At 38.0% G+C, this 19,563-nt stretch carries 24 protein-coding genes; 11 read left to right on the top strand and 13 right to left on the bottom strand.

Annotated features, from left to right (window positions below; translation table 11 throughout):
* The 3 genes from G532_RS0111445 to asnB form a co-directional block, all read right to left on the bottom strand.
* Positions 1–238 (bottom strand): transposase (locus tag G532_RS0111445; protein ID WP_027964597.1); only part of this gene is annotated, 238 nt, incomplete at its 3' end.
* 194 nt (positions 239–432) lie between these two features.
* Entirely contained in the window at positions 433–657 is a 225-nt protein-coding gene (locus G532_RS15235) for a hypothetical protein (protein ID WP_051189160.1), read from the bottom strand.
* A 194-nt stretch (positions 658–851) separates the two neighbouring features.
* A complete protein-coding gene (gene asnB, locus G532_RS0111435) occupies positions 852–2,690 on the bottom strand; it encodes an asparagine synthase (glutamine-hydrolyzing) (protein ID WP_027964935.1) in 1,839 nt (612 codons plus the stop codon).
* 145 nt (positions 2,691–2,835) lie between these two features.
* Here asnB and G532_RS0111430 point away from each other — a divergent pair, with 145 nt between their 5' ends.
* A complete protein-coding gene (locus G532_RS0111430; RefSeq protein WP_027964934.1) occupies positions 2,836–3,723 on the top strand; it encodes a cation diffusion facilitator family transporter in 888 nt (295 codons plus the stop codon).
* 25 nt (positions 3,724–3,748) lie between these two features.
* Positions 3,749–4,309, top strand: coding sequence for a sugar O-acetyltransferase (locus G532_RS0111425; RefSeq protein WP_027964933.1), 561 nt, complete (start codon positions 3,749–3,751; stop codon positions 4,307–4,309).
* Positions 4,310–4,555: 246 nt separating this feature from the next.
* Here G532_RS0111425 and mbcS read toward each other — a convergent pair whose 3' ends face one another.
* The gene (mbcS, locus tag G532_RS0111420; RefSeq protein ID WP_027964932.1) at positions 4,556–6,124 is read right to left on the bottom strand and encodes an acyl-CoA synthetase MbcS; all 1,569 of its coding nucleotides are present in this window, start codon (positions 6,122–6,124) and stop codon (positions 4,556–4,558) included.
* Between the two features lie 145 nt (positions 6,125–6,269).
* Between mbcS and G532_RS0111415 the strand changes: the two genes are divergently transcribed.
* Positions 6,270–6,650, top strand: a complete 381-nt coding sequence (locus G532_RS0111415; protein WP_027964931.1) for a RidA family protein — start codon at positions 6,270–6,272, stop codon at positions 6,648–6,650.
* A gap of 48 nt (positions 6,651–6,698) precedes the next feature.
* On the opposite strand, the gene G532_RS0111410 is transcribed toward G532_RS0111415, so the two are convergent.
* The 4 genes from G532_RS0111410 to G532_RS0111395 all read right to left on the bottom strand — a co-directional run bounded on the left by G532_RS0111410 (position 6,699) and on the right by G532_RS0111395 (position 10,404).
* The gene (locus G532_RS0111410; protein WP_027964930.1) at positions 6,699–7,343 is read right to left on the bottom strand and encodes a trimeric intracellular cation channel family protein; all 645 of its coding nucleotides are present in this window, start codon (positions 7,341–7,343) and stop codon (positions 6,699–6,701) included.
* A 64-nt stretch (positions 7,344–7,407) separates the two neighbouring features.
* Positions 7,408–7,878 carry a DinB family protein gene (locus tag G532_RS15230; RefSeq protein WP_051189159.1) on the bottom strand — a complete coding sequence of 157 codons (471 nt, stop codon included), beginning with the start codon at positions 7,876–7,878 and terminating at the stop codon, positions 7,408–7,410.
* Positions 7,879–8,260: 382 nt separating this feature from the next.
* Complete coding sequence (locus G532_RS16305; protein WP_281170538.1) at positions 8,261–8,386, bottom strand: hypothetical protein; 126 nt, start codon at positions 8,384–8,386, stop codon at positions 8,261–8,263.
* 56 nt (positions 8,387–8,442) lie between these two features.
* Positions 8,443–10,404: an aconitate hydratase gene (locus G532_RS0111395; protein WP_027964929.1), complete on the bottom strand. Its 1,962-nt coding sequence runs from the start codon at positions 10,402–10,404 to the stop codon at positions 8,443–8,445.
* 230 nt (positions 10,405–10,634) lie between these two features.
* On the opposite strand from G532_RS0111395, the gene G532_RS16110 reads away from it, so the two are divergent.
* Positions 10,635–10,742, top strand: coding sequence for a putative holin-like toxin (locus G532_RS16110; protein WP_169513909.1), 108 nt, complete (start codon positions 10,635–10,637; stop codon positions 10,740–10,742).
* A 3-nt stretch (positions 10,743–10,745) separates the two neighbouring features.
* On the opposite strand, the gene G532_RS0111380 is transcribed toward G532_RS16110, so the two are convergent.
* The 3 genes from G532_RS0111380 to G532_RS0111370 form a co-directional block, all read right to left on the bottom strand.
* Positions 10,746–11,171: a GNAT family N-acetyltransferase gene (locus G532_RS0111380; RefSeq protein ID WP_027964928.1), complete on the bottom strand. Its 426-nt coding sequence runs from the start codon at positions 11,169–11,171 to the stop codon at positions 10,746–10,748.
* A gap of 9 nt (positions 11,172–11,180) precedes the next feature.
* Positions 11,181–11,768 carry a GNAT family N-acetyltransferase gene (locus G532_RS0111375; protein WP_027964927.1) on the bottom strand — a complete coding sequence of 196 codons (588 nt, stop codon included), beginning with the start codon at positions 11,766–11,768 and terminating at the stop codon, positions 11,181–11,183.
* A 91-nt stretch (positions 11,769–11,859) separates the two neighbouring features.
* Complete coding sequence (locus G532_RS0111370) at positions 11,860–12,729, bottom strand: pirin family protein (protein WP_027964926.1); 870 nt, start codon at positions 12,727–12,729, stop codon at positions 11,860–11,862.
* A 111-nt stretch (positions 12,730–12,840) separates the two neighbouring features.
* Between G532_RS0111370 and G532_RS0111365 the strand changes: the two genes are divergently transcribed.
* Entirely contained in the window at positions 12,841–13,254 is a 414-nt protein-coding gene (locus tag G532_RS0111365; RefSeq protein WP_027964925.1) for a hypothetical protein, read from the top strand.
* A gap of 9 nt (positions 13,255–13,263) precedes the next feature.
* On the opposite strand, the gene G532_RS0111360 is transcribed toward G532_RS0111365, so the two are convergent.
* Complete coding sequence (locus G532_RS0111360) at positions 13,264–13,962, bottom strand: aspartate/glutamate racemase family protein (protein ID WP_027964924.1); 699 nt, start codon at positions 13,960–13,962, stop codon at positions 13,264–13,266.
* Between the two features lie 48 nt (positions 13,963–14,010).
* Positions 14,011–14,916, bottom strand: coding sequence for a cysteine hydrolase family protein (locus G532_RS0111355; RefSeq protein WP_027964923.1), 906 nt, complete (start codon positions 14,914–14,916; stop codon positions 14,011–14,013).
* Positions 14,917–15,063: 147 nt separating this feature from the next.
* On the opposite strand from G532_RS0111355, the gene G532_RS0111350 reads away from it, so the two are divergent.
* The 6 genes from G532_RS0111350 (at position 15,064) to G532_RS15225 (ending at position 19,061) form a co-directional block, all read left to right on the top strand.
* Positions 15,064–15,384, top strand: a complete 321-nt coding sequence (locus G532_RS0111350) for a hypothetical protein (RefSeq protein ID WP_027964922.1) — start codon at positions 15,064–15,066, stop codon at positions 15,382–15,384.
* Between the two features lie 149 nt (positions 15,385–15,533).
* Positions 15,534–15,911, top strand: a complete 378-nt coding sequence (locus tag G532_RS0111345; protein WP_027964921.1) for a GntR family transcriptional regulator — start codon at positions 15,534–15,536, stop codon at positions 15,909–15,911.
* A complete protein-coding gene (locus G532_RS0111340) occupies positions 15,911–16,768 on the top strand; it encodes an ABC transporter ATP-binding protein (protein WP_027964920.1) in 858 nt (285 codons plus the stop codon). The genes G532_RS0111345 and G532_RS0111340 overlap by 1 nt, the downstream gene beginning before the upstream one ends.
* A 46-nt stretch (positions 16,769–16,814) precedes the next feature.
* Positions 16,815–17,672, top strand: coding sequence for an ABC transporter ATP-binding protein (locus G532_RS0111335; protein ID WP_027964919.1), 858 nt, complete (start codon positions 16,815–16,817; stop codon positions 17,670–17,672).
* A complete protein-coding gene (locus G532_RS0111330) occupies positions 17,669–18,322 on the top strand; it encodes an ABC-2 transporter permease (RefSeq protein WP_027964918.1) in 654 nt (217 codons plus the stop codon). The genes G532_RS0111335 and G532_RS0111330 overlap by 4 nt, the downstream gene beginning before the upstream one ends.
* Before the next feature lie 40 nt (positions 18,323–18,362).
* Positions 18,363–19,061: a M23 family metallopeptidase gene (locus G532_RS15225; protein WP_051189158.1), complete on the top strand. Its 699-nt coding sequence runs from the start codon at positions 18,363–18,365 to the stop codon at positions 19,059–19,061.
* Positions 19,062–19,563: the final 502 nt, after the last annotated feature.

Raw genomic sequence — 19,563 nt, 5'->3', positions numbered from 1 at the left:
CTTTTAATTCAATCTTTCCTAAACCTGTGACATAGTCCCGGGAATAGTAGCCATTGCGGTAATCTTGTCGGTCCATGTGTCGTTCATATTTCGTTGTTTGTACGTATTGATCTCGCTCCATCTCCATGTAAGCGTTCATCATAATGACGATATATGATTTCGATACGGCTCCGAGATTCGACTCCATCAGCTCTGCTTTCAATTCCTCGTAATCTACGTTAATATGAAGTTGGGTCATCATCAATTCCTCCTGTTATGTTTTTACGGTGAAAACATTGTAACATAAGGATTGATGAGACCCTTTTCTTTTTACACAATTATATGGACTTAATCATTAGAATAAAAACCATAGAACTGTATCCTATGACAAAATATTTATCACAAAAAAAACAGAGAAGGCAATTGCCTTCTCTGTTTCTCTATAATGACTTATTACATGTCGTCATCGTCATCATCATCATCGTCCATCATGTCATCATCATCGTCGTCATCATCGTCATCTGTGTCCATGTCTGAATCAGAATCAGTATCTGTGTCCATGTCTTCTGTGTCTTCTGTTTCTGGATCTCCATCCATTTCGTTATCTTCTGTGTCATCACCACATGCAGCAAGTGCTAGCATCGGTACCATTAGGAAAGTAATTAACCATTTTTTCATTGAAACTCCACTCCTTATTTTGTATATATATTTTACAACTTTTTGCGTTGTAGTACTCCTATACCCACGTATTCGAAAAAAGTATGCATAGATTACATAATTGTAATGTTTGTAATATTATTGAAATAAATAACATTATCACTCCAGTTCGAACTTTAACATGTTAAAAGAATTTTTTTGGAATTTAGATAAATCTATCCTTCCACCTCTATATGATAAGCCCTCATCCAATAATCAATCTGCCATAAGTGAGCAAGTAATTGCGGACCAGCCATCAATTGACCATACCACGGAGTCTCAAATGTGGACTCATGATCCATTAAGTTTCGGAATGCTTCTTTTGAGACAATTTCAAATATCCTTGCTTCAGGATCTACTAACATTTTCTCCGCTTTCACTCGCACTAGCTTTTCATAGAGCGGCTGGAATGTCTTCGGATAAGGACTTTTCTTCCGGTGTACAATTTCATCTGGCAATAATCCTTCCATTGATTTTCTCAGTAACCCTTTTTCTTCCCCATCGAGTTGTTTCATCTCCCATGGCACATTCCATAAATATTCAACTAAGTAATGGTCTGCAAAAGGTACACGAACCTCAAGTGTTGCCCCCATACTCATTCTGTCTTTTCTTTCTAATAATTGCGCCATGAACCACTGCATATTCACATAAAAAAGCTGACGCCTTCTCTCGTCTTGTTCGCTTTCCCCTTCTAATAATGGAGTGTCTGCGATTGTATCTTGAAATCGCTTCTGAATATATTTATCTAACTGTAACTTCTTTCGCCATTCCGGTCGTAGTAACGCATTTCGTCGCTCTAAGGAACGAATCCAAGGAAAATTGGAGTAACTTTCTTCTGCTTGAAACCATGGATACCCCCCAAAGATCTCATCCGCGCATTCTCCTGATAACCCAACACTTACCTCATCTTTTACTTGTTCACAAAACCAAAGTAAGGAAGAATCAATATCAGCCATACCAGGAACGTCTCTCACATGTACAGACTCTTGTAAGTACGTTGCCAATGTTTGTTCATCTATGAAAAAATCTTTGTGCTTCGTCTCATATTTTTCAGAAATTAATGCCTTAAAATCACGGTCATTATTCGGTTGAAAAGTCGATGTTTGAAAATATTCTTCGTTCCCTTGATAATCAATCGAAAATGTCTTTAAAGTTGTTTGTTCCCGGTCTTGTAAGTAATTCGCAGCTACCGCAGTGATTGCACTTGAGTCTAATCCACCAGATAAAAAAGTCCCCACCGGAACATCTGAAACTAACTGACCCTCTACAGCATTGATGAATAGTTCTCTTACTTTTTCAATTGTTTCTTCTAAAGAATCATGATGAGGCTCACTTTTAACCTGCCAGTACCTCCACTTCTCCACACTCGAAGGTTTAATTAACATCGCGTGGCCCGCTTCTAATTCTTGAATTTGTTTAAATACAGCATGCCCCGGCGTCCTAGAAGGTCCAAGTCCGAATATCTCTGAAAGCCCTTCTTGGTCAACAATTGGTCGTATGGTCGGCACTTTTAACAATGCCTTGATTTCGGAGGCGAAATAAAACGCATTTGATTTCTCAGCATAAAATAAAGGCTTTACTCCCAACCGATCCCTTGCCAAAAAGACCTCTCTCTTTTCCTCATCCCAGATAGCAAAAGCGAAAATACCATTTAAATGGTCAAGGCAGTCCGCACCCCAATGGGCATATGCATGAACAACCACCTCTGTATCACACGTCGTTTGAAACGCATGCCCTTGCTCGATTAAATAATTTCTCACTTCTTGCATATGATAAAGCTCACCATTATATATAATCGTAAATTTAGCTTCTTGATATTCTACTGTCATTGGCTGCGCTCCGTTTTCTACATCAATAATCGCAAGCCGTCGATGTCCAAAAGCAATATCCTTATTCATATAAAAACCTTCTCCATCCATTCCTCTTCGGTACAGTGAATCGGTCATCTCTTTTAATTGCGTTAATTCACTTGCCTGCACGTTTTCATAATTGATCCAACCAGCAATTCCACACATCTAACCATTTCCTCTCATAAAAAAGACTTATGTACCTATCCTATGAGGAGGTTGATTTAAAATTTACTTTAAATTAAGTTAGACGTGCTTATAAATTTATTGATATGATAAACATACTAAATGACCGACAAAGTGGGTTTCTAAAATGGAAAATCGAAATCAAAAAGCACAATTTGCTTCGATTGTAGGAATTGTTGCCAATTTAATATTAGCTATCTTAAAAGGAATTGTTGGAGTTGTTGGAAATAGTAAAGCGCTAATAGCCGACGCCTTCCACTCTGCTTCTGATGTCGTAAGCTCGATCGCTGTATTAGTAGGTATTCGAGCAGCTCAAAAGCCACCGGACCCGGAACATCCGTATGGTCACGGGAAAGCAGAGAATATCGCTACGTTAATCGTTGCGATATTACTAATTGTTGTCGGTGTCGAAATTCTAACAGATGCAGTAACCGCGTTATTTGAAAATGAATATACACGCCCAAGTACCATTGCCTTATATGTAATTATCTTTTCGATCATTGTAAAAGAAGTACTTTTTCAATATAAAAAACGCCTCGGAGATCGCTTGAACAGTCCCGCCTTAGTAGCAGATGCTTGGCACCACCGTTCAGATGCGATTTCATCTTTTGTAGCATTGGTCGGAATCGGTTTATCGCTATTAGGTAGCCAATTTGGCATTCCGTTTTTATATTACTTTGACCCGTTAGCAGGAGCAATTATTGCATTACTCGTTATGTGGATGGGCTTCAAGATAGGAAAAGATGCAGTCAGCGTTACATTAGAAACCGTACTTGATGATGGACGTACAAAGAAATTTGAATTAACGACGATGGAAATTAGCGGAGTCGAAAGATTAGATATGTTACTTGCACGCACACATGGCTCGTATGTGATTATTGATGTGAAAATAAGCGTAGACCCGCACATCACCGTGGATGAAGGGCATGCCATCGCAGCAAGAGTAAAAGAGAAATTAGTAGATAAACATGCAGAAGTTCAGGACGTATACGTGCATGTGAATCCTTATCATTAAAAGGATTTGGAAAGGGGGAAGATGAATGGCTACGGAAAAAATGAAAATGGTAGCAGGAGAAATGTATGACCCTGCTGACCCCGAACTAGTAAGCGACCGTCTGGAAATGAGACAGAAGGCGAGAATGTACAACCAACTACCTGAAACCGAAGCTACAGAGCGCTCCGCTATTTTAAAAGATGTGCTTGGATCGAGTGGAGACAACATCTTTATGGAGCCTAACATCCGCTTCGATTATGGATACAATACACATGTAGGCAACCATTTTTATGCAAACTTCGATTGTACTATTTTGGACGTTTGCGAAGTTCGTTTCGGTGATAACTGCATGCTCGGACCAGGCGTACATATATACACCGCCACCCATCCACTTCACCCTGGGGAACGAAATGCAGGAAAGGAATTTGCCCAACCGGTTACTGTTGGAAACAATGTATGGATCGGTGGAGGCGCGATTATCAACCCTGGTGTTACGATTGGCGACAATGCTGTCATTGCTTCTGGAGCAGTCGTCACAAAAGATGTACCCGCTCAAGTAGTTGTGGGAGGTAATCCGGCTAGATTGATTAAGGAGATTGAAGTGTAGGAAGGTTAAGAATTGAGGTTTCTGGATAAAGTTGAAGATTTCTGTAAATACACTTAGATTTCTGGATAAAATGTTGTGTTTTATGGATATTGTCTCGACTTTTCTGGATATAAAAATTTTCTCGTGGATAAGAGCTTGGATTTCTGAATTTAACTTTACTTTCGTGGATATATTGCACCAAATAAAATGAAAACAGTTCCGCCTAAGGAGTCTACTCCCCCTTAAACGGAACTGCCTAACCATTTACTATCCTTCTTGACTACGTAATTCTATACGACGGATCTTACCTGAAGTTGTTTTAGGTAATTCTTTAATAAATTCTATCTTACGTGGATATTTATACGGTGCAGTGAGTTGTTTCACATGTTCTTGTAACTCATTCACAAACCCTTCTCGCTCCGCATCCACGCCATCTTTCAATACGACAAATGCTTTGACGACTGCTCCTCGAACTTCATCAGGACTAGCAACGACTGCACATTCTTGCACATCCGAATGTTTTACAAGTGCATCTTCGACCTCGAATGGTCCAATCGTGTAACCCGAACTGATAATGATATCGTCACTACGTCCTTCAAACCAGAAGTAGCCATCTTCATCTTTACTCGCTTGGTCACCAGTTAAATAATAGTCCCCTCGATACGTTGCTTTTGTTTTCTCATCATCTTTATAGTAATTTTTAAATAAAGCAGGTGTTGTTTTATGCACGGCAATATCTCCTACTTCACTAACGCCAACTGGTAAGCCATCTTCATTGATAATTTCGACGCGGTTACCCGGTGTAGGTTTACCCATCGATCCAGGACGAACTTCCATCTCTTTTGTTATCCCTACCAGTAACGTGTTTTCCGTCTGGCCATAGCCATCTCGCACGGTTAAATTAAAATGTTTCTCAAACGTATCAATCACTTCTCTATTCAGTGGCTCTCCTGCAGAAACAGCACTGTGTAGATCTTTCAACTCATAACGATCTAACCCGTCCACTTTTGCCATTAACCTGTATTCAGTAGGAGTACAACATAAAACATTGACCTTTTGTTCTTCTAAAAGATCTAAATATGTTGTTGGTGAAAACTTCCCTTGATAGACAAAGCCAGTCGCCCCAGATCCTAATACAGATAAGAATGGACTCCATAGCCATTTCGCCCAACCAGGTCCGGCTGTCGCCCACACGACATCTCCTTCATTGATTCCTAACCAATTGGAAGCTGCAGTTTGTAAATGCGCGTACCCCCAACCATGTGTATGAACGACACCTTTGGGGTTTCCAGTCGTTCCAGACGTATAAGATAAGAAAGCCATATCGTCTCTTGAGGTAGACACCGTTTTAAAATCACCAGACGACTTACCTGCTTCTTCATCTAAATTCAACCAACCTTGCTTAGATTCTCCAACAGTAAAACGTATTAAATCGTGCACACGATCTACCTTTTCAAATTCCTCCACATAAGGGTGATAACTAATAATCGCCTTCACATCCCCATGGTGCACACGATATTCAATATCTTTCGCACGCAACATTTCGGAACTTGGAATTACGACAAATCCTGCTTTTAAAGCAGCCACATACACTTCATAAGCACGGATAAATCTTGGAATCATCACTAAAATTTTATCGCCTTTATTTAATCCTTTTCCATAAAGAGCTCCTGCAATTTTATTTGCACGCTCTATCAAATCATCATACGTTACACTTGCTTCTTCCCCATGTTCACTTTTATACTTTACTGCCGTTCGACCTTTTCCATCTGCATATTTCTCAAATTCACTTACAATATTATACGTTTCGGGTGCAATTAATTCTTCTCTATTCAATTCCGATCCCTCCAGTAAGTTGTCTTTCCATTATAATGTCAATCTGTGACAACAGTAGTATAGCAAATATTGAATAGTTTTAAAATTCATTTTATTCTTATTATGGAATTTGCTAAGATATAATAAGGAAGAAAGGAGAATGATGATGAAAAAAATTATCGAAACAAGCAACGCACCACAAGCAATCGGCCCTTATTCTCAAGCCGTACAGGTGGAAAATACCCTGTATATTTCTGGCCAGATTCCATTAGATCCTAGTTCCATGGAAATAGTAAGTGAAGATGTCGAAGAACAAACCAAACAAGTAATGAAAAATGTCGGCGCAATCATACAAGAAGCTAACCTCGACTACAGTCATTTAGTGAAAACAACCATTCTTTTAAAATCGATGGATGACTTTACAAAAGTAAATGAGATCTACGCTAGCTTTCTAGAAGAACCATACCCAGCAAGAGCTGCATTTGAAGTGAGTAAATTACCGAAAGATGTACAAGTAGAGATTGAAGCTGTAGCTTATATCAAATAAATAAAAAAGAAGCTGGTTGATTTGCGAAAAAACAACCAGCTTCTTTTATTAGGACTTCTTCAACCAATCCCCGATTTTCCTTAGCTGCCATAACCAATCGCTCCTGGAAGGAAGTCTCCAATTATAAAGTACCGACAGCATGCGTAATAATATAATTAAAACAACCAGTGCAAGCAATTCGAATGTCGAAGAAGCAATTCCTAAGCCAATTGCTAAAGCACCAAGCACAGCCCACATGGCATAAATTTCTTTATGTAGTACTAATGGTTTTCTACCAGCTAGTAAATCACGAATCATTCCTCCACCTGTACCAGTTAATACAGCTGCTACAATCGTTGCACTTAATGGAAATCCTGCAGCGACAGCAAAAGTCGCACCTTGCACCGCAAATGCCGCAAGCCCAATCGAGTCGAAAAACGCTCCCCATCGATGCCAACCGTTCATAAACCAGTGAAAAGGAACAAAAAATAATATACTAAGTGTAATAAATGCTATAAAAAACAACATACTTTGTTCCCAGACTTCAGCAACAGGGAGACCTAAAACAACATGACGAATAAGCCCACCACCAAAAGCAGTAGTGAAACCTAACAAATAAACACCAAACAAATCATATTTTTCATCTAATGCAACAATGGCACCACTGATCGCAAAAGCCATTGTTCCAATTACGTTTAAAATTTCCCAAGTCATAGGATCCCCCCATTTCTACTGCCACCAATATCATAATGTACAGTTGAAACAAGGTGTTTGTCAATTAATCGTTCTCATTACCTTGGATGATGAGCTTCATCGCATTCATTTTACCTAAATGTAAAGTTTCTTGAGAAGTTAAAAACTGACATACTTCGCCAACCGTTTGCATGTTTGCAAAAGGAGCCTTCAAAGGGTGGTCACTATAATCATTGATTATGGATCCCAGGTCCTCTGTTTGTTGGTTTAATAAAAATAATAACTTTTCATGAGAAGGTGGTTCTTCTTCCCAATCTTGAGGACTAGTTCCATTCCCAAACATTACTTGAAACTTATCAGGTAAAATTCTCTCCCTATCTAAGTTCACGGCGACAACTTCGTCCCAACCAACTAGAATATGTCCTATGTTCCAACGAATCGTATTATCAAAATTAATCGGGGTAACGTCAAGCTCCACTTCATTCAAATCTTGCACAAAATCAATAGTATAATTCCTCCAAAACAACCACTGCTTAACAATCATTTCCCCTTGCATAATGAACCACTCCTAGGTGTATATATAGTCATTATTTATATTCGGTCATTTCCCTTTCCCTATACCCCACTTTTCTAGTTTGTTACCAAATTTTTTTAAAAAATTAAATTTATTTTTTTACATAATATAAAGACGAGCTTCGATCATTTTAAGATTTGTGCATATCGATGGACTATCGTACATAACTGGTGACTTTTGTGCATAACATCAAATGTTTCGTCGTAATCTAACTAACTTTCGTTGATATATTAGAATCCTCGAGCGTAACTAGTCACTTTTGTGAATACATGCGGACTTTTGCGCATAAGTATCTTCCATGTTGAGTTGAAATCCCCCACAAACTGACCAATAGAAAAAGCAGGCATCAATCGCCTGCTTTTCCTTAATCTAAATATCGCTTGTTTTCATCTACATGGCCAATGGCAACCTCGTCTTGATTCTCATACTTTGAGACAAATCCATCGCCACGACAAACCGTGCATGTATAGCGCCATGATTCATCATCCATTAATAAACCTTCGCCATCACATGCTTTACACCGAAACTGTTGAGAGCCCACTAGAATTAAACCTCACTTTCTTGTTTGTCTTTAATCCAGTTAATAACTCCTCCGGCTAATAGTATATCCAGGTGACGGTCCGTTAACTCATGATAAACACGAACTGTTTCATTTTTATCCTTAATTTGCACATCGAATTCATTATTGTTTTGAATTGTGTCGCGCACATTATCAAATATTAAAATATCATCTTGTTCAATTTTATCGTAATCTGATTCATCTACGAACTGAATTGGCAAGATACCAAAGTTAATTAAATTCTGTAAGTGAATACGGGCAAAGTCTTTTACCAGAACTGCTTTTAGACCAAGGTATCTTGGTGCAAGGGCAGCATGTTCACGACTAGATCCCTGTCCATAGTTATTTCCTGCAACAACAACGTGACCTGTTTCATCTTTACTACTCATTGAGTTTTCATAATATTTATCATCTACAATTTCAAAAGTAAATGTACTGATTTTCTCTAAATTACTTCTAAACGGCAGTACGCGCGAACCACCAGCTAAAATTTCATCGGTAGATACGTTGTCTCCCAACTTCAACATAACCGGAACCTCAAAGTGATCTTCTAAAGGATCCATTTGTGGAATGGAATTGATATTTGGACCTTTTTCTAGTTCTACTTTCACTCCGTCTTTCTCAGAAGATGGAGCTTCAAGCATTCTCATCTCAGCTTTCAGGTTTTTATTTTCTGGTTCCTTAATTTTCGGATACTTCATATCCAATGTTCTCGGATCAGTGATCACACCCGTTAAAGCGGAAGCTGCCGCTGTTTCTGGGCTACATAAGAAAACCGCATCTTCTTTTGTACCTGAACGACCAGGGAAGTTACGTGGAGTTGTACGTAAACTATTTCTTCCAGAAGCCGGTGCTTGTCCCATTCCAATACAACCATTACAACCTGCTTGGTGTAAACGGGCACCTGCGCCTAATAAGCTAGCAATATGACCCTCGTCAACCATTTTCGTTAGTAACTGACGAGAAGTCGGGTTGATATCAAAGGAAAGTCCGTCCGCAATTGTTTTGCCTTTCACAATCTCTGCAGCAATTGCAAAGTCACGGTACCCTGGATTCGCAGAAGAGCCGATATACGACTGATAGATCGTTTCACCAGCTACTTCACTTACTGGCACTACGTTTCCTGGACTAGATGGCTTCGCTATTAATGGTTCCAAAGTAGATAAGTCGATCTCTTCCTCTAAATCATACTTCGCACCACGATCTGCTTTTAGCTCATGCCATTCATCTACACGTCCTTGTGCATCCATATACCTTTTGATTTCTTTATCAGAAGGGAATACAGTTGCAGTAGCACCTAGCTCAGCGCCCATATTTGCAATAACGTGACGATCCATCGCAGATAATTCTTTTAGCCCTGGACCATAATATTCGATAACTTTACCTACGCCACCTTTTACATCATGGCGACGAAGCATTTCTAGAATAACGTCTTTTGCACTTACCCATTCAGGTAATTTGCCGGTAAGTTTAACACCCCAAACCTCTGGCATCTTCACATAATATGGTTCACCTGCAATTGCCATGGCAACATCAATTCCACCAGCTCCCATCGCAAGCATACCCATACAACCATTTGCACATGTATGGCTATCTGAACCTAATAATGTACGCCCTGGACGAGCTAAACGTTGCATATGAACTGGGTGACTTACCCCATTACCCGGTCTACTATAGTACAAGCCAAAACGATTGGCAGCACTTCTTAAAAATAGATGGTCATCCGCATTACGATAGTCATCCTGGATTAAGTTATGGTCCACATATTGAGCGGACGCTTCTGTCTGAGCCCGGTCGACTCCCATAGCCTCTAATTCCAACATAACCATTGTACCAGTTGCATCTTGTGTTAACGTTTGATCAATTTTTAGTCCGATCTCTTCTCCAGGTGTCATTTCCCCGGATACTAAATGTTCTTGAATTAACTTTTGCGTGACATTCATTTTCACGTCTAAAACCCCTTTCTAAAGTCTACCCACTTAGTACAAATTTACCCCATATCTTTCCATTGTAAACGCACGATTGTATTCCAAACCATATTTATCATTCACAGTTTTGGTGGGATTCATCCATACTTTTAGTTCCATATACACAATTTAGTCCCTCCTCTTTACGAAACTAGGTTCGTGATTTATACTTATTCATACGAACACATGTTCTTATTTGGAGGTGCATTACTTTGGAAACATATGGATATATTTTGGTTGTACTAGCGTTCGGTACATTTATCATAGGGTTACTTTCTTTAGTAATCCAAATTGTTGTAGCAATCGCCAAGAAAAAATAATGTTTATAACTTTTTATAAAAACCCGTTGCTTTCGGTTCAAAACCGCGCTGTATATAGAATTGATGGGCTTGTTTTCTCTCTTCTCGATTTCCACTGTTTAAAGTGATCATCGCTAGGCCTTGATCTCTTGCCCACTTTTCTATATGTTGAATCATTGCTGTACCAATTCCTTGCTGCCGATAATTTTCGTCTACTACCATAGTAGTGACGCGAACATAACTATCATCTGATTCATACCGGAAACATTTCATCATCCCAGAGAGTCCTATTAATTGTTGATCCTGTTCATAGACAAATGTTTGATAATCTTTATGGGTTAAAATTTTTTCTAAACGTGTTTTCATACGCTCTTCACTAACTGGATAGCTCAAATGTTTCATAAGAGAGGCAATTTGTACCGTATCTTCAAGTGTAGCTTCTCTAATCATCCAATCCTCCTAATTCCTCAATGTTTTGGCATAACCATTGCATTCATGAACCCTTGTGAAACTATTTTTTACTTCATCCACTTCTGTCCCATTATAATGAGCAAATGCTTGTAAAGTAGAATAGCCTTTTTTCTGATCTACTAGTTTGCCGACTTCATCATTCCCAACTGCAACAACATGTAAGTACGTTTGGAACTTTTCAAAGCCAAACTTTTCATACCAAAGATTCACCCACTGATCATCTCTTGTCCAAGCCTCTAAGTAGTCAATCTCCAATTCGCGAGCCAACTTCTCAGCTTCTTTTAGTAACCTTTCACCATACCCTCGGCGTTGATAATCAGGGTGAGTCGCAACGTGCCAAATCATGCCACCTCTACCATTCCCTCGAGCACAAACGGTATTTGGCTCTTTTTCATATTCGATATCCATTAAACCTACAACCATATCGTCTTCAAGAACTACTAGTTCAATCGATGGGTTTTCATAACTTTCTTTTGCTTGTAACACATTATCAAAATAGGCGGTATCTAGAAACGAAAGCACTCGACACCGTAACCACCCTTGTTCATCCTCCGATTGATATCTTCGAATAATCATTTAATAAACCTCATTTCATTTCACTCCTTGCCCTATTCGACAATACATAAGAAAACTCCTTGGGAATGATCCCAAGGAGTTTTAGTCATACTTATGATTTAACTGCCGCACCGAACTTACCGTTTTGAAAATCACGAAAAGCTTGTTCCATTTCTTCCATCGTGTTTGTGATGAATGGACCACGTGCTACGACTTCTTCGCGCATCGGTTTACCAGTGTAGATAACAAATTTAGAACGATGATTCGCTTTCAATTTAATTTTGCTCATCGACTCATCAGCTGCTTCTTCTTGAAAATCCATTAGTGCAACGGAACCCTTATGAAGTTTTTCCTGGTTACCACCAACTTCTAACTCTCCTTGTAAGACATACATGAACGTATTATGGTTAGCTGGTATTTCCATTTCATGTTCTACATTTTCTTTTAATACCACTTCCGCCATACCAAAGGGCACAACAGATTTCATCGGTCCTATAGTGCCGTTAATAGTACCAGAATAGACACGCATCATACCGCCGTTAAAGCGATTAACTTCTGCGTCCTCTGCATATACATTATGATAAAACGGATCTGTGTTCTTTTGATGCTTCGGTAAGTTTAACCATAGTTGCAAGGAATGAACAATGTCATCCGCTACTGGTTCTTCAGCATGACGCGCCCCTTTACCTGCATTCATATATTGCACATCTCCAGCTTCCATCACATCATGTCCACCTGCATTATCAATATGCTCGAGTCTTCCATCCACAACATAAGTCACTGTTTGGAAGCCTAAGTGTGGATGATCGGAAAATGTTCCACGCTTAAACCAGTCTTCTGCCATAATTAAAAAAGGGTCAAAAAGCTCATTTTGATCAGGTGGGATAACTAATCCATTTTGTACATGGGGATAACCATTATTACTATACTTGACTTGCCAAGATTGCTTTACACTTCTATTGAAAAAATTCTCACTTGTCATTTATTTTATTCCCCTTTCTGATACAATTCTTATTGTAGGACAATTATATACTTACTAAAAGTAACTTGCCTAGCTGGGTGAAAATTAAAATGAAAGAGTTGGTGAAATTAAATGCTCTTAAGAAAGTTCTTAGCCTTTCTCGTCACCTCATTCGCAACAACCATCCTATTCGTCCTCCTATTAGGAAGCGAATTACAATTAGGAATTGTTCTATCCACTGCTATTATAGGAATGTATGCAGTTGGTGGGATTATCTCTTATGGAATTCCAACTTCTGTTCTAGCAGATGTGATAACTAAAAAACTACCTGAACCAAATAGAAAATACACCTCGTTAATTCTACATATCCTATTTGGTATGGCCTTTATATTTGTTCTCGGAATAATTGCAGATCCATCAGGTATGATAGGTCAATTTCCACAGTTCTGGTCTAGTATGTGGGTCTTCTTCTTAGCTGCAACATTCGCATCTACATTGTTTTGGGGAGTGGATGAATGGTTAAGAAGCAGACCAAAAGAATCTTAGGGAGGAGCTCTAAGATTCTTTGTTTAAAGCATATTTCACTGCGGCTTTAGCATGAATTTGGGTCGTGTCATACACTGGTACCACCACATCATCAGACTTAACCAACATCCCGATCTCTGTACAACCTAAAATAACCCCTTCAGCACCCTGGTGAGTTAAATTTCCTATAATATCTAGAAAACCGGATTTGGATGGAGCACGTAGATCTCCTAACACCAACTCATTAAAAATGACATCATTAATAAGCATTCGATCTTTTTCATTAGGTACACTCACTTGAATCCCTTGCTGTTCTAATTTCCCTTTATAAAACTGCTCCTCCATCGTATACTTGGTCCCCAATAAAGCTACACGAGTAAAGCCTGATTGTTTAATCACATGGGCCGTAGCATCAGCAATATGAATGGTTGGTATGCTGACAGCTGCTGCCACTTCGTCAATAACCTTATGCATCGTATTCGTTGCAAGAATAAAGAAATCAGCACCAGCTTTCTCTAGGGACTTAGCAGCATCAGCCAACACGTTCGTTGCTTTCTCCCACTCATTATTCGCTTGGTACCTCTCAATTTCTTCAAAATCAACACTATAAATAATCATTTCCGCTGAATGAAGCCCACCTAGTTCACGCTTCACTTCTTCATTAATCATTCGATAATACAAAGCTGTTGATTCCCAACTCATTCCGCCAATAACTCCTATTTTCCGCACGCAAATCCACCCCTCATTCGATTATTTCCCGGGAAATATAACAATTATCTACAAAGAAAACTCCTTCGAGTGTACCAGATTAATATGGAAATATTGCTTCAGCCTGTCCCAATTTTTCTCCGTTTCTTCTTCAAATCCAGGGATGCAACTCATACAATCTTTTAAGACAAATATGTTTTTTGTTATTTCAGGTCGATCATAAAAATATTCGCAAATTTGCCTAACCGATTCATACACACAGTGTGACTCAGCTTGTCCCGCAATCACTATTCGATCGAACTTCTCCAAGTGGCTGAGCAATGCGTAATCAGTTAAATCATCCTGACTATACTCAGGTTCAACGATCCCATATTTCTCACTATAGGGATCCTTCCCCTTTACTACCTTTGAAATCGGACTTCCAGAGACAAACGTGTGAAAATGAACCATCCGAGAGAATTGACTTTCTAACGCGGCACCCGGAGTTCCTTCTATACAATGGAAAGGCCAAATACAAAGGTCCTTATTTCCATGTTCCTCTAACCCTTTTACATAGTCACGAGTCATTTCCTCCGCCATTACAGGTCGCCATGACCCTGCATCAATATCCTTCGAACGAATAATCGTTAAAGGAGCTGGGTGATTTCCATCCCGATCCACCCACCATGTAGGGTGGAATACTTGTTGAAGAGAATGCGTATCTAATGAAACCATTATTTGTGAAATACGATTAAAATTATGATAAATAAACTGAAGTGTTCGCTTCATATCCTCATGAGAACCTGGTACCCCTAAAGCACCACTTTCCATAAAATCATTTTGCAGATCAATACCAAGAAATAACGTTCGGTCTTGATCTTCCCAAGAAAAATTAGGCATCTCCGCCTGAGATAATTCTTGTATTTCCCCTAGGTCGAATTTTTGAAAAGAACCTATCAAGTCTTCTTTAATTAATGCATCATAACTCGTTAGCAACTTCTCCCACCCCTTTTATATCTGACTAGTTTAATTATAACCAATAGTTAAAATAAGGTGAAACACGAAGCAAGCATATTAACTAATAGGCAACATAAAATAGGATGAGCTAGCTTTAAAATCCTATTAAGAAAGATTGGTTCCTAAGTGGATGATAAATTTAAAAACGATAACAACCAAGATGAAATAGAGTTACCTGAAAGTTACAGAACAGCACTCCTAGCCTCCTCTCTAACGACCATAGCAGATTTAATAGGTACCATCTCGGTCATTCAGTCGATAGAAGAAACCAAACTTTCTCTGCAACAAGATGCAGAAGATCAACAAAACTTAGATGCAACTATAGAAAATATGCAAAGCCAAATTAATCAATTAATTGATTCTAACAATCAGTTGGTTCAACAAGTGGCCGAATTAACAGAATGGATGGAGGCTGTGCAGAGAAAGATTGATCAGTTGAACTTGTAGAACATATATATTTTAAATTTATAATAATCTCTCGAGTAAGAGGGGTTATTTTAATTTTGCTTCAAAACAGAAATAATTCACAAAAAAATTGACATTGTATATATAGTACATATACAATATATACAAACTTACTACCAGCGAGGTTATTTATGAAAATCATCCTTTCCAATTCATCACAAGAACCAATTTATCAACAAATTAAAAATCAAGTGAAGCAGAGTATTCTGCGAGATGAATTAAAAGAAGGCGCTTCCCTACCATCTATGCGGGGACTCGCACAAGAGTTGCGGATTAGTGTAATTACAACAAAACGAGCATATGAAGAACTAGAAAAAGAAGGTTATATCACTTCTTTCGTAGGCAAGGGGTCTTTTGTCGCTGGCCAAAGTAGTAATCTAATTCAAGAAAAGCGCCTAAAAATGGTGGAAGAAGAACTTGCTGAAGTGGTTAAAGAGGGAAAGAACTTAAACATCTCCTTACCACAACTACAAGAACTATTAACTATGTTATATGAGGAGGGAGAGTAGTGGAAGATGCTGTAATATTTTCGAACGTAAATAAATCCTATCAAGGTTTTCAAATAAAAGATCTATCCTTATCAGTAAAAAAAGGGTACATTACAGGTTTTATTGGACCTAATGGCGCAGGGAAAACAACAACTATTAAGTTGATGCTCAACCTTCTCGAACAAGATTCAGGCGCAATTAAAGTATTCGGTGATGATTACTCAAATCATCAAAAGGACATAAGACAACGCATAGGATTTATTTACGCAGACCACCAGTTATATGAACATTTAACTATTAAAAAAATGAAAAAAATTATAGCACCTTTCTATTCCAAATGGGATGATGATGTATTTGCTTATTATATGAAACGTTTAGACCTTCCTTGGAATCGAAAAATCAAGTACTTATCAAAGGGAATGACAACCAAACTTTCTATTGCTATTGCCCTCTCACACCATGCAGATTTAATGATTCTAGATGAACCCACATCAGGTTTGGACCCAATTAGTCGCAGGGAGATTATAGATATACTAACAGACGTCATTCAAGACGAAGAGAAAACAATCTTTTTCTCTACTCATATCATTTCAGATATTGAACAAATAGCTGATTATATCACTCTGATCAATGACGGAAGGATTATCTTAAACGAGGACAAAGAAACGATGAAGGAGCAACATTACATCGTTCGAGGCGCATGTGAATTAATAGACTCTGATATTCGAAAACTATTTCTACAAATCAGAGAAACTTCTATAGGCTTTGAAGCTCTAACAAATCAGCCCGAAGTCGTCAGGAAATTAATGGGAGATTATATAGTAATGGAACGTGCATCACTTGAAGATATTATGGTGTATACATTAGGAGATTTTTAACCTCAGGATGGTCATAACAATTTTTAAAATAAGGAGATATAGAATAATGGAGAAAATTTTAGAAGTAGATAATTTAAGAAAAACTTACTCTGATTCTGCGTTTGGTTTAAAAGGCGTTAATTTATCCATCCCCTATGGTTCCATTGTAGGTTTCATCGGCGAAAATGGGGCTGGCAAATCAACAACTATGAGTTCTATTTTAGGCCTATTAAAAAAGGATAGCGGTACAATTAAAATTTTTGAAGAAGAAATGGATACGGACAAACTACATATGAAAGAAGATATTGGTGTGGTATTTGACTCCATACATTTGCCGGCTACTTTAACTATAAAAAAGTTAGAGGGGGTCTTCCAACACACATTCGACAGATGGAATACAGATACTTTTTATTCTTATATAGACTTCTTTGCTTTACCAAAATCAAAAAAGATTAGTGAATTTTCAAGAGGCATGTCTATGAAACTGTCAGTTGCAGTGGCCCTCTCACACGATGCCAAACTCCTTATATTGGATGAAGCTACAGCAGGCCTTGATGCTGGTGGAAGAAGTGATATGTTATCTGTACTCGAAGAATTTGTACGTGACAAAAGAAGAGGAGTGTTACTTTCTTCCCATATAACAAGTGATATCGAAACTATTGCAGATACACTTGTTTTCATTAAACAGGGTGAAATTTTATGGGAGGTATCCAAACAAGATCTTCTAAATAATTTTGCAGTCATTCAATGTGATGTAAGTCAGTATGAAAATCTAAAAAAACGTGACATTGTCGCTTATCAGAAAAAGGGAAATTTATTAGATGTGTTAATTTCAAACCAAAAGGGATTACCCCCATTTTTAACAGCTAAAAAATTCTCAATCGACGATATTACATTAATCTTAATGAGAGGTGAAATAGTATGAAAGGCTTAATGCTTAATCAATATTACTCTGTTGAAAAATCAATTCTATCTTATGTTCCACTTGCCTTACTAGCAGCAACTATATTAATTTTCTTCGAGAATCCAGTGTCCCAGCGTTTAGCGGCTTTTATTCCAGTTATTCTAATGGCCACAACAGCACTTGAAGTATTAAAGCACGAGTCAAAATCAGGTTGGAATAAGTACGTACTTACTTTGCCAGTCAAGCGGAGTAGCGTCGTTAATAGTCATTATCTATTCTTCGCTGCGTTAACCTTAACTGGATTACTAATTGCCTGTATCGCGTTTCTATTAGCACAATATGTATTAAACTTAGACCCATCAATGGGTTACATGTATGCCGTGATGAACATACTAGGAATCACGTTCACCTTAGGGTTTATTGCATACCCATTAACTTATCTATTAGGTACGGAGAAGGCAGAGTTTGTCATTATGATTGGTGGCGGTGCAGGGCTTGGGTTATTTTTCTTAAGTGCATATATTTATGAAGAGTTTCTTATGACACTGGAGACACTTCAGAGATTCAATCCTGACTTTCTCTTTTCAGCCAGCTTCATGGTAATTAATGCGGTATTATTTATATTATCTTATATCGTTTCCATACAGATCTATAAGCGAAAGGAATTCTAAACGTGTGGTTACAACAAACTTAATGTAGGGGGACTTTGCTGTGTATTCTATTGAACCAGATGAGTTTACAAAGGCATTGCTTGATGAAGATTTTGAAAATGTATATGAGGCACTGTCCAATCAACTGAAGAACATCATAAGTTCCGAGGATTTTATCGAGACGGTCCGAACTTTTAACAAAGCCGTTGATTACTATCAGGTAGAAAGTATCACAAACATCCAAGGGCTAGTCCATTATGTTTGGTCAGACAACACTCGAAAGAATGCAATATCAGCAATATTTGACAATTCAAATCAAGTTCACCAACTCTTCTTAAAGCCATTTATTACTTTTCCCGAAAGCGATTCAATACTTTCAAAAAATCGCTATTCGATGCCAATTGAAGGTGAGTGGAGTGTAGTATGGGGCGGTTTAAACGAGTTCATTAATCATCATTACCAATTTGAAAACCAACGATATGCATACGATTTAGTACAAATGAAAAACAATTTAACTTACAAAGAAACCCCAACTCATAATGAGGACTATTTTGCATTTAATGAAAAAGTTATTGCCCCAGCAACCGGAAAAGTAATAGAAATCATTGATGACATTCCAGATAATAACCCTGGAACAATGAACGAAGAACATCTTTTAGGAAATGCAGTCATAATAGAACACGATTATAAAGAATACAGTTTAATCGCACATTTAAAACAAGGATCAATACCTGTTCACAAAGGGCAGTTTGTTGAATAAGGACAAGTGATTGGAGTTTGTGGAAATTCCGGTAATTCATCTGAGCCACACATTCATTTTCAAGTAATGAATTCTCTCGATTTTGAAAAAGGGAAGTCCATTCGTATTAATTTTCATGATGGTACGGAGCCTGTGCAAGGGGATGAGGTTTAAAGGTGTTTAATAGTTTCATTACGCTATCATCTATTATAATTCCACCTAATTAACTTAATGAAATCAAACTTATTGCTCTTAATTAAACTATACTAATCAAAACTTTGTCACCTCTTTATAGAAAAAAATATGGCTGAAGTAAAAAGGATTATAGAAGATAAACTGAAATAGATTCATTTCATTCACAAGAAATAACGTACCCAACAAAAAAGCTTAATGCTTAGACAATCAATAAAGTAAAAATGTACATTCATAATCAATATCTTAGAGTGCTAAAACTATATCCCACTACGTTCAGATCAAACTTCATTTGCACATTCATAACTAAAATCACAGAGTGCTAAAACCA

The sequence above is a fragment of the Halalkalibacillus halophilus DSM 18494 genome (assembly GCF_000423105.1).
Taxonomy (GTDB): Bacteria; Bacillota; Bacilli; order Bacillales; family Alkalibacillaceae; genus Halalkalibacillus; species Halalkalibacillus halophilus.
This window is presented reverse-complemented; position numbering and strand designations above follow the sequence as displayed.

What these genes read in the sequence shown, in the direction of transcription:
- G532_RS15235 (WP_051189160.1), bottom strand. Translation starts at nt 657, where the DNA reads ATGAAAAAATGGTTAATTACTTTCCTAATGGTACCGATGCTAGCACTT.
- asnB (WP_027964935.1), bottom strand. Translation starts at nt 2,690, where the DNA reads ATGTGTGGAATTGCTGGTTGGATCAATTATGAAAACGTGCAGGCAAGT.
- G532_RS0111430 (WP_027964934.1), top strand. Translation starts at nt 2,836, where the DNA reads ATGGAAAATCGAAATCAAAAAGCACAATTTGCTTCGATTGTAGGAATT.
- G532_RS0111425 (WP_027964933.1), top strand. Translation starts at nt 3,749, where the DNA reads ATGGCTACGGAAAAAATGAAAATGGTAGCAGGAGAAATGTATGACCCT.
- G532_RS0111415 (WP_027964931.1), top strand. Translation starts at nt 6,270, where the DNA reads ATGAAAAAAATTATCGAAACAAGCAACGCACCACAAGCAATCGGCCCT.
- G532_RS0111410 (WP_027964930.1), bottom strand. Translation starts at nt 7,343, where the DNA reads ATGACTTGGGAAATTTTAAACGTAATTGGAACAATGGCTTTTGCGATC.
- G532_RS15230 (WP_051189159.1), bottom strand. Translation starts at nt 7,878, where the DNA reads ATGCAAGGGGAAATGATTGTTAAGCAGTGGTTGTTTTGGAGGAATTAT.
- G532_RS16305 (WP_281170538.1), bottom strand. Translation starts at nt 8,386, where the DNA reads ATGGATGATGAATCATGGCGCTATACATGCACGGTTTGTCGTGGCGAT.
- G532_RS0111380 (WP_027964928.1), bottom strand. Translation starts at nt 11,171, where the DNA reads ATGATTAGAGAAGCTACACTTGAAGATACGGTACAAATTGCCTCTCTT.
- G532_RS0111375 (WP_027964927.1), bottom strand. Translation starts at nt 11,768, where the DNA reads ATGATTATTCGAAGATATCAATCGGAGGATGAACAAGGGTGGTTACGG.
- G532_RS0111370 (WP_027964926.1), bottom strand. Translation starts at nt 12,729, where the DNA reads ATGACAAGTGAGAATTTTTTCAATAGAAGTGTAAAGCAATCTTGGCAA.
- G532_RS0111365 (WP_027964925.1), top strand. Translation starts at nt 12,841, where the DNA reads ATGCTCTTAAGAAAGTTCTTAGCCTTTCTCGTCACCTCATTCGCAACA.
- G532_RS0111345 (WP_027964921.1), top strand. Translation starts at nt 15,534, where the DNA reads ATGAAAATCATCCTTTCCAATTCATCACAAGAACCAATTTATCAACAA.
- G532_RS0111335 (WP_027964919.1), top strand. Translation starts at nt 16,815, where the DNA reads ATGGAGAAAATTTTAGAAGTAGATAATTTAAGAAAAACTTACTCTGAT.
- G532_RS0111330 (WP_027964918.1), top strand. Translation starts at nt 17,669, where the DNA reads ATGAAAGGCTTAATGCTTAATCAATATTACTCTGTTGAAAAATCAATT.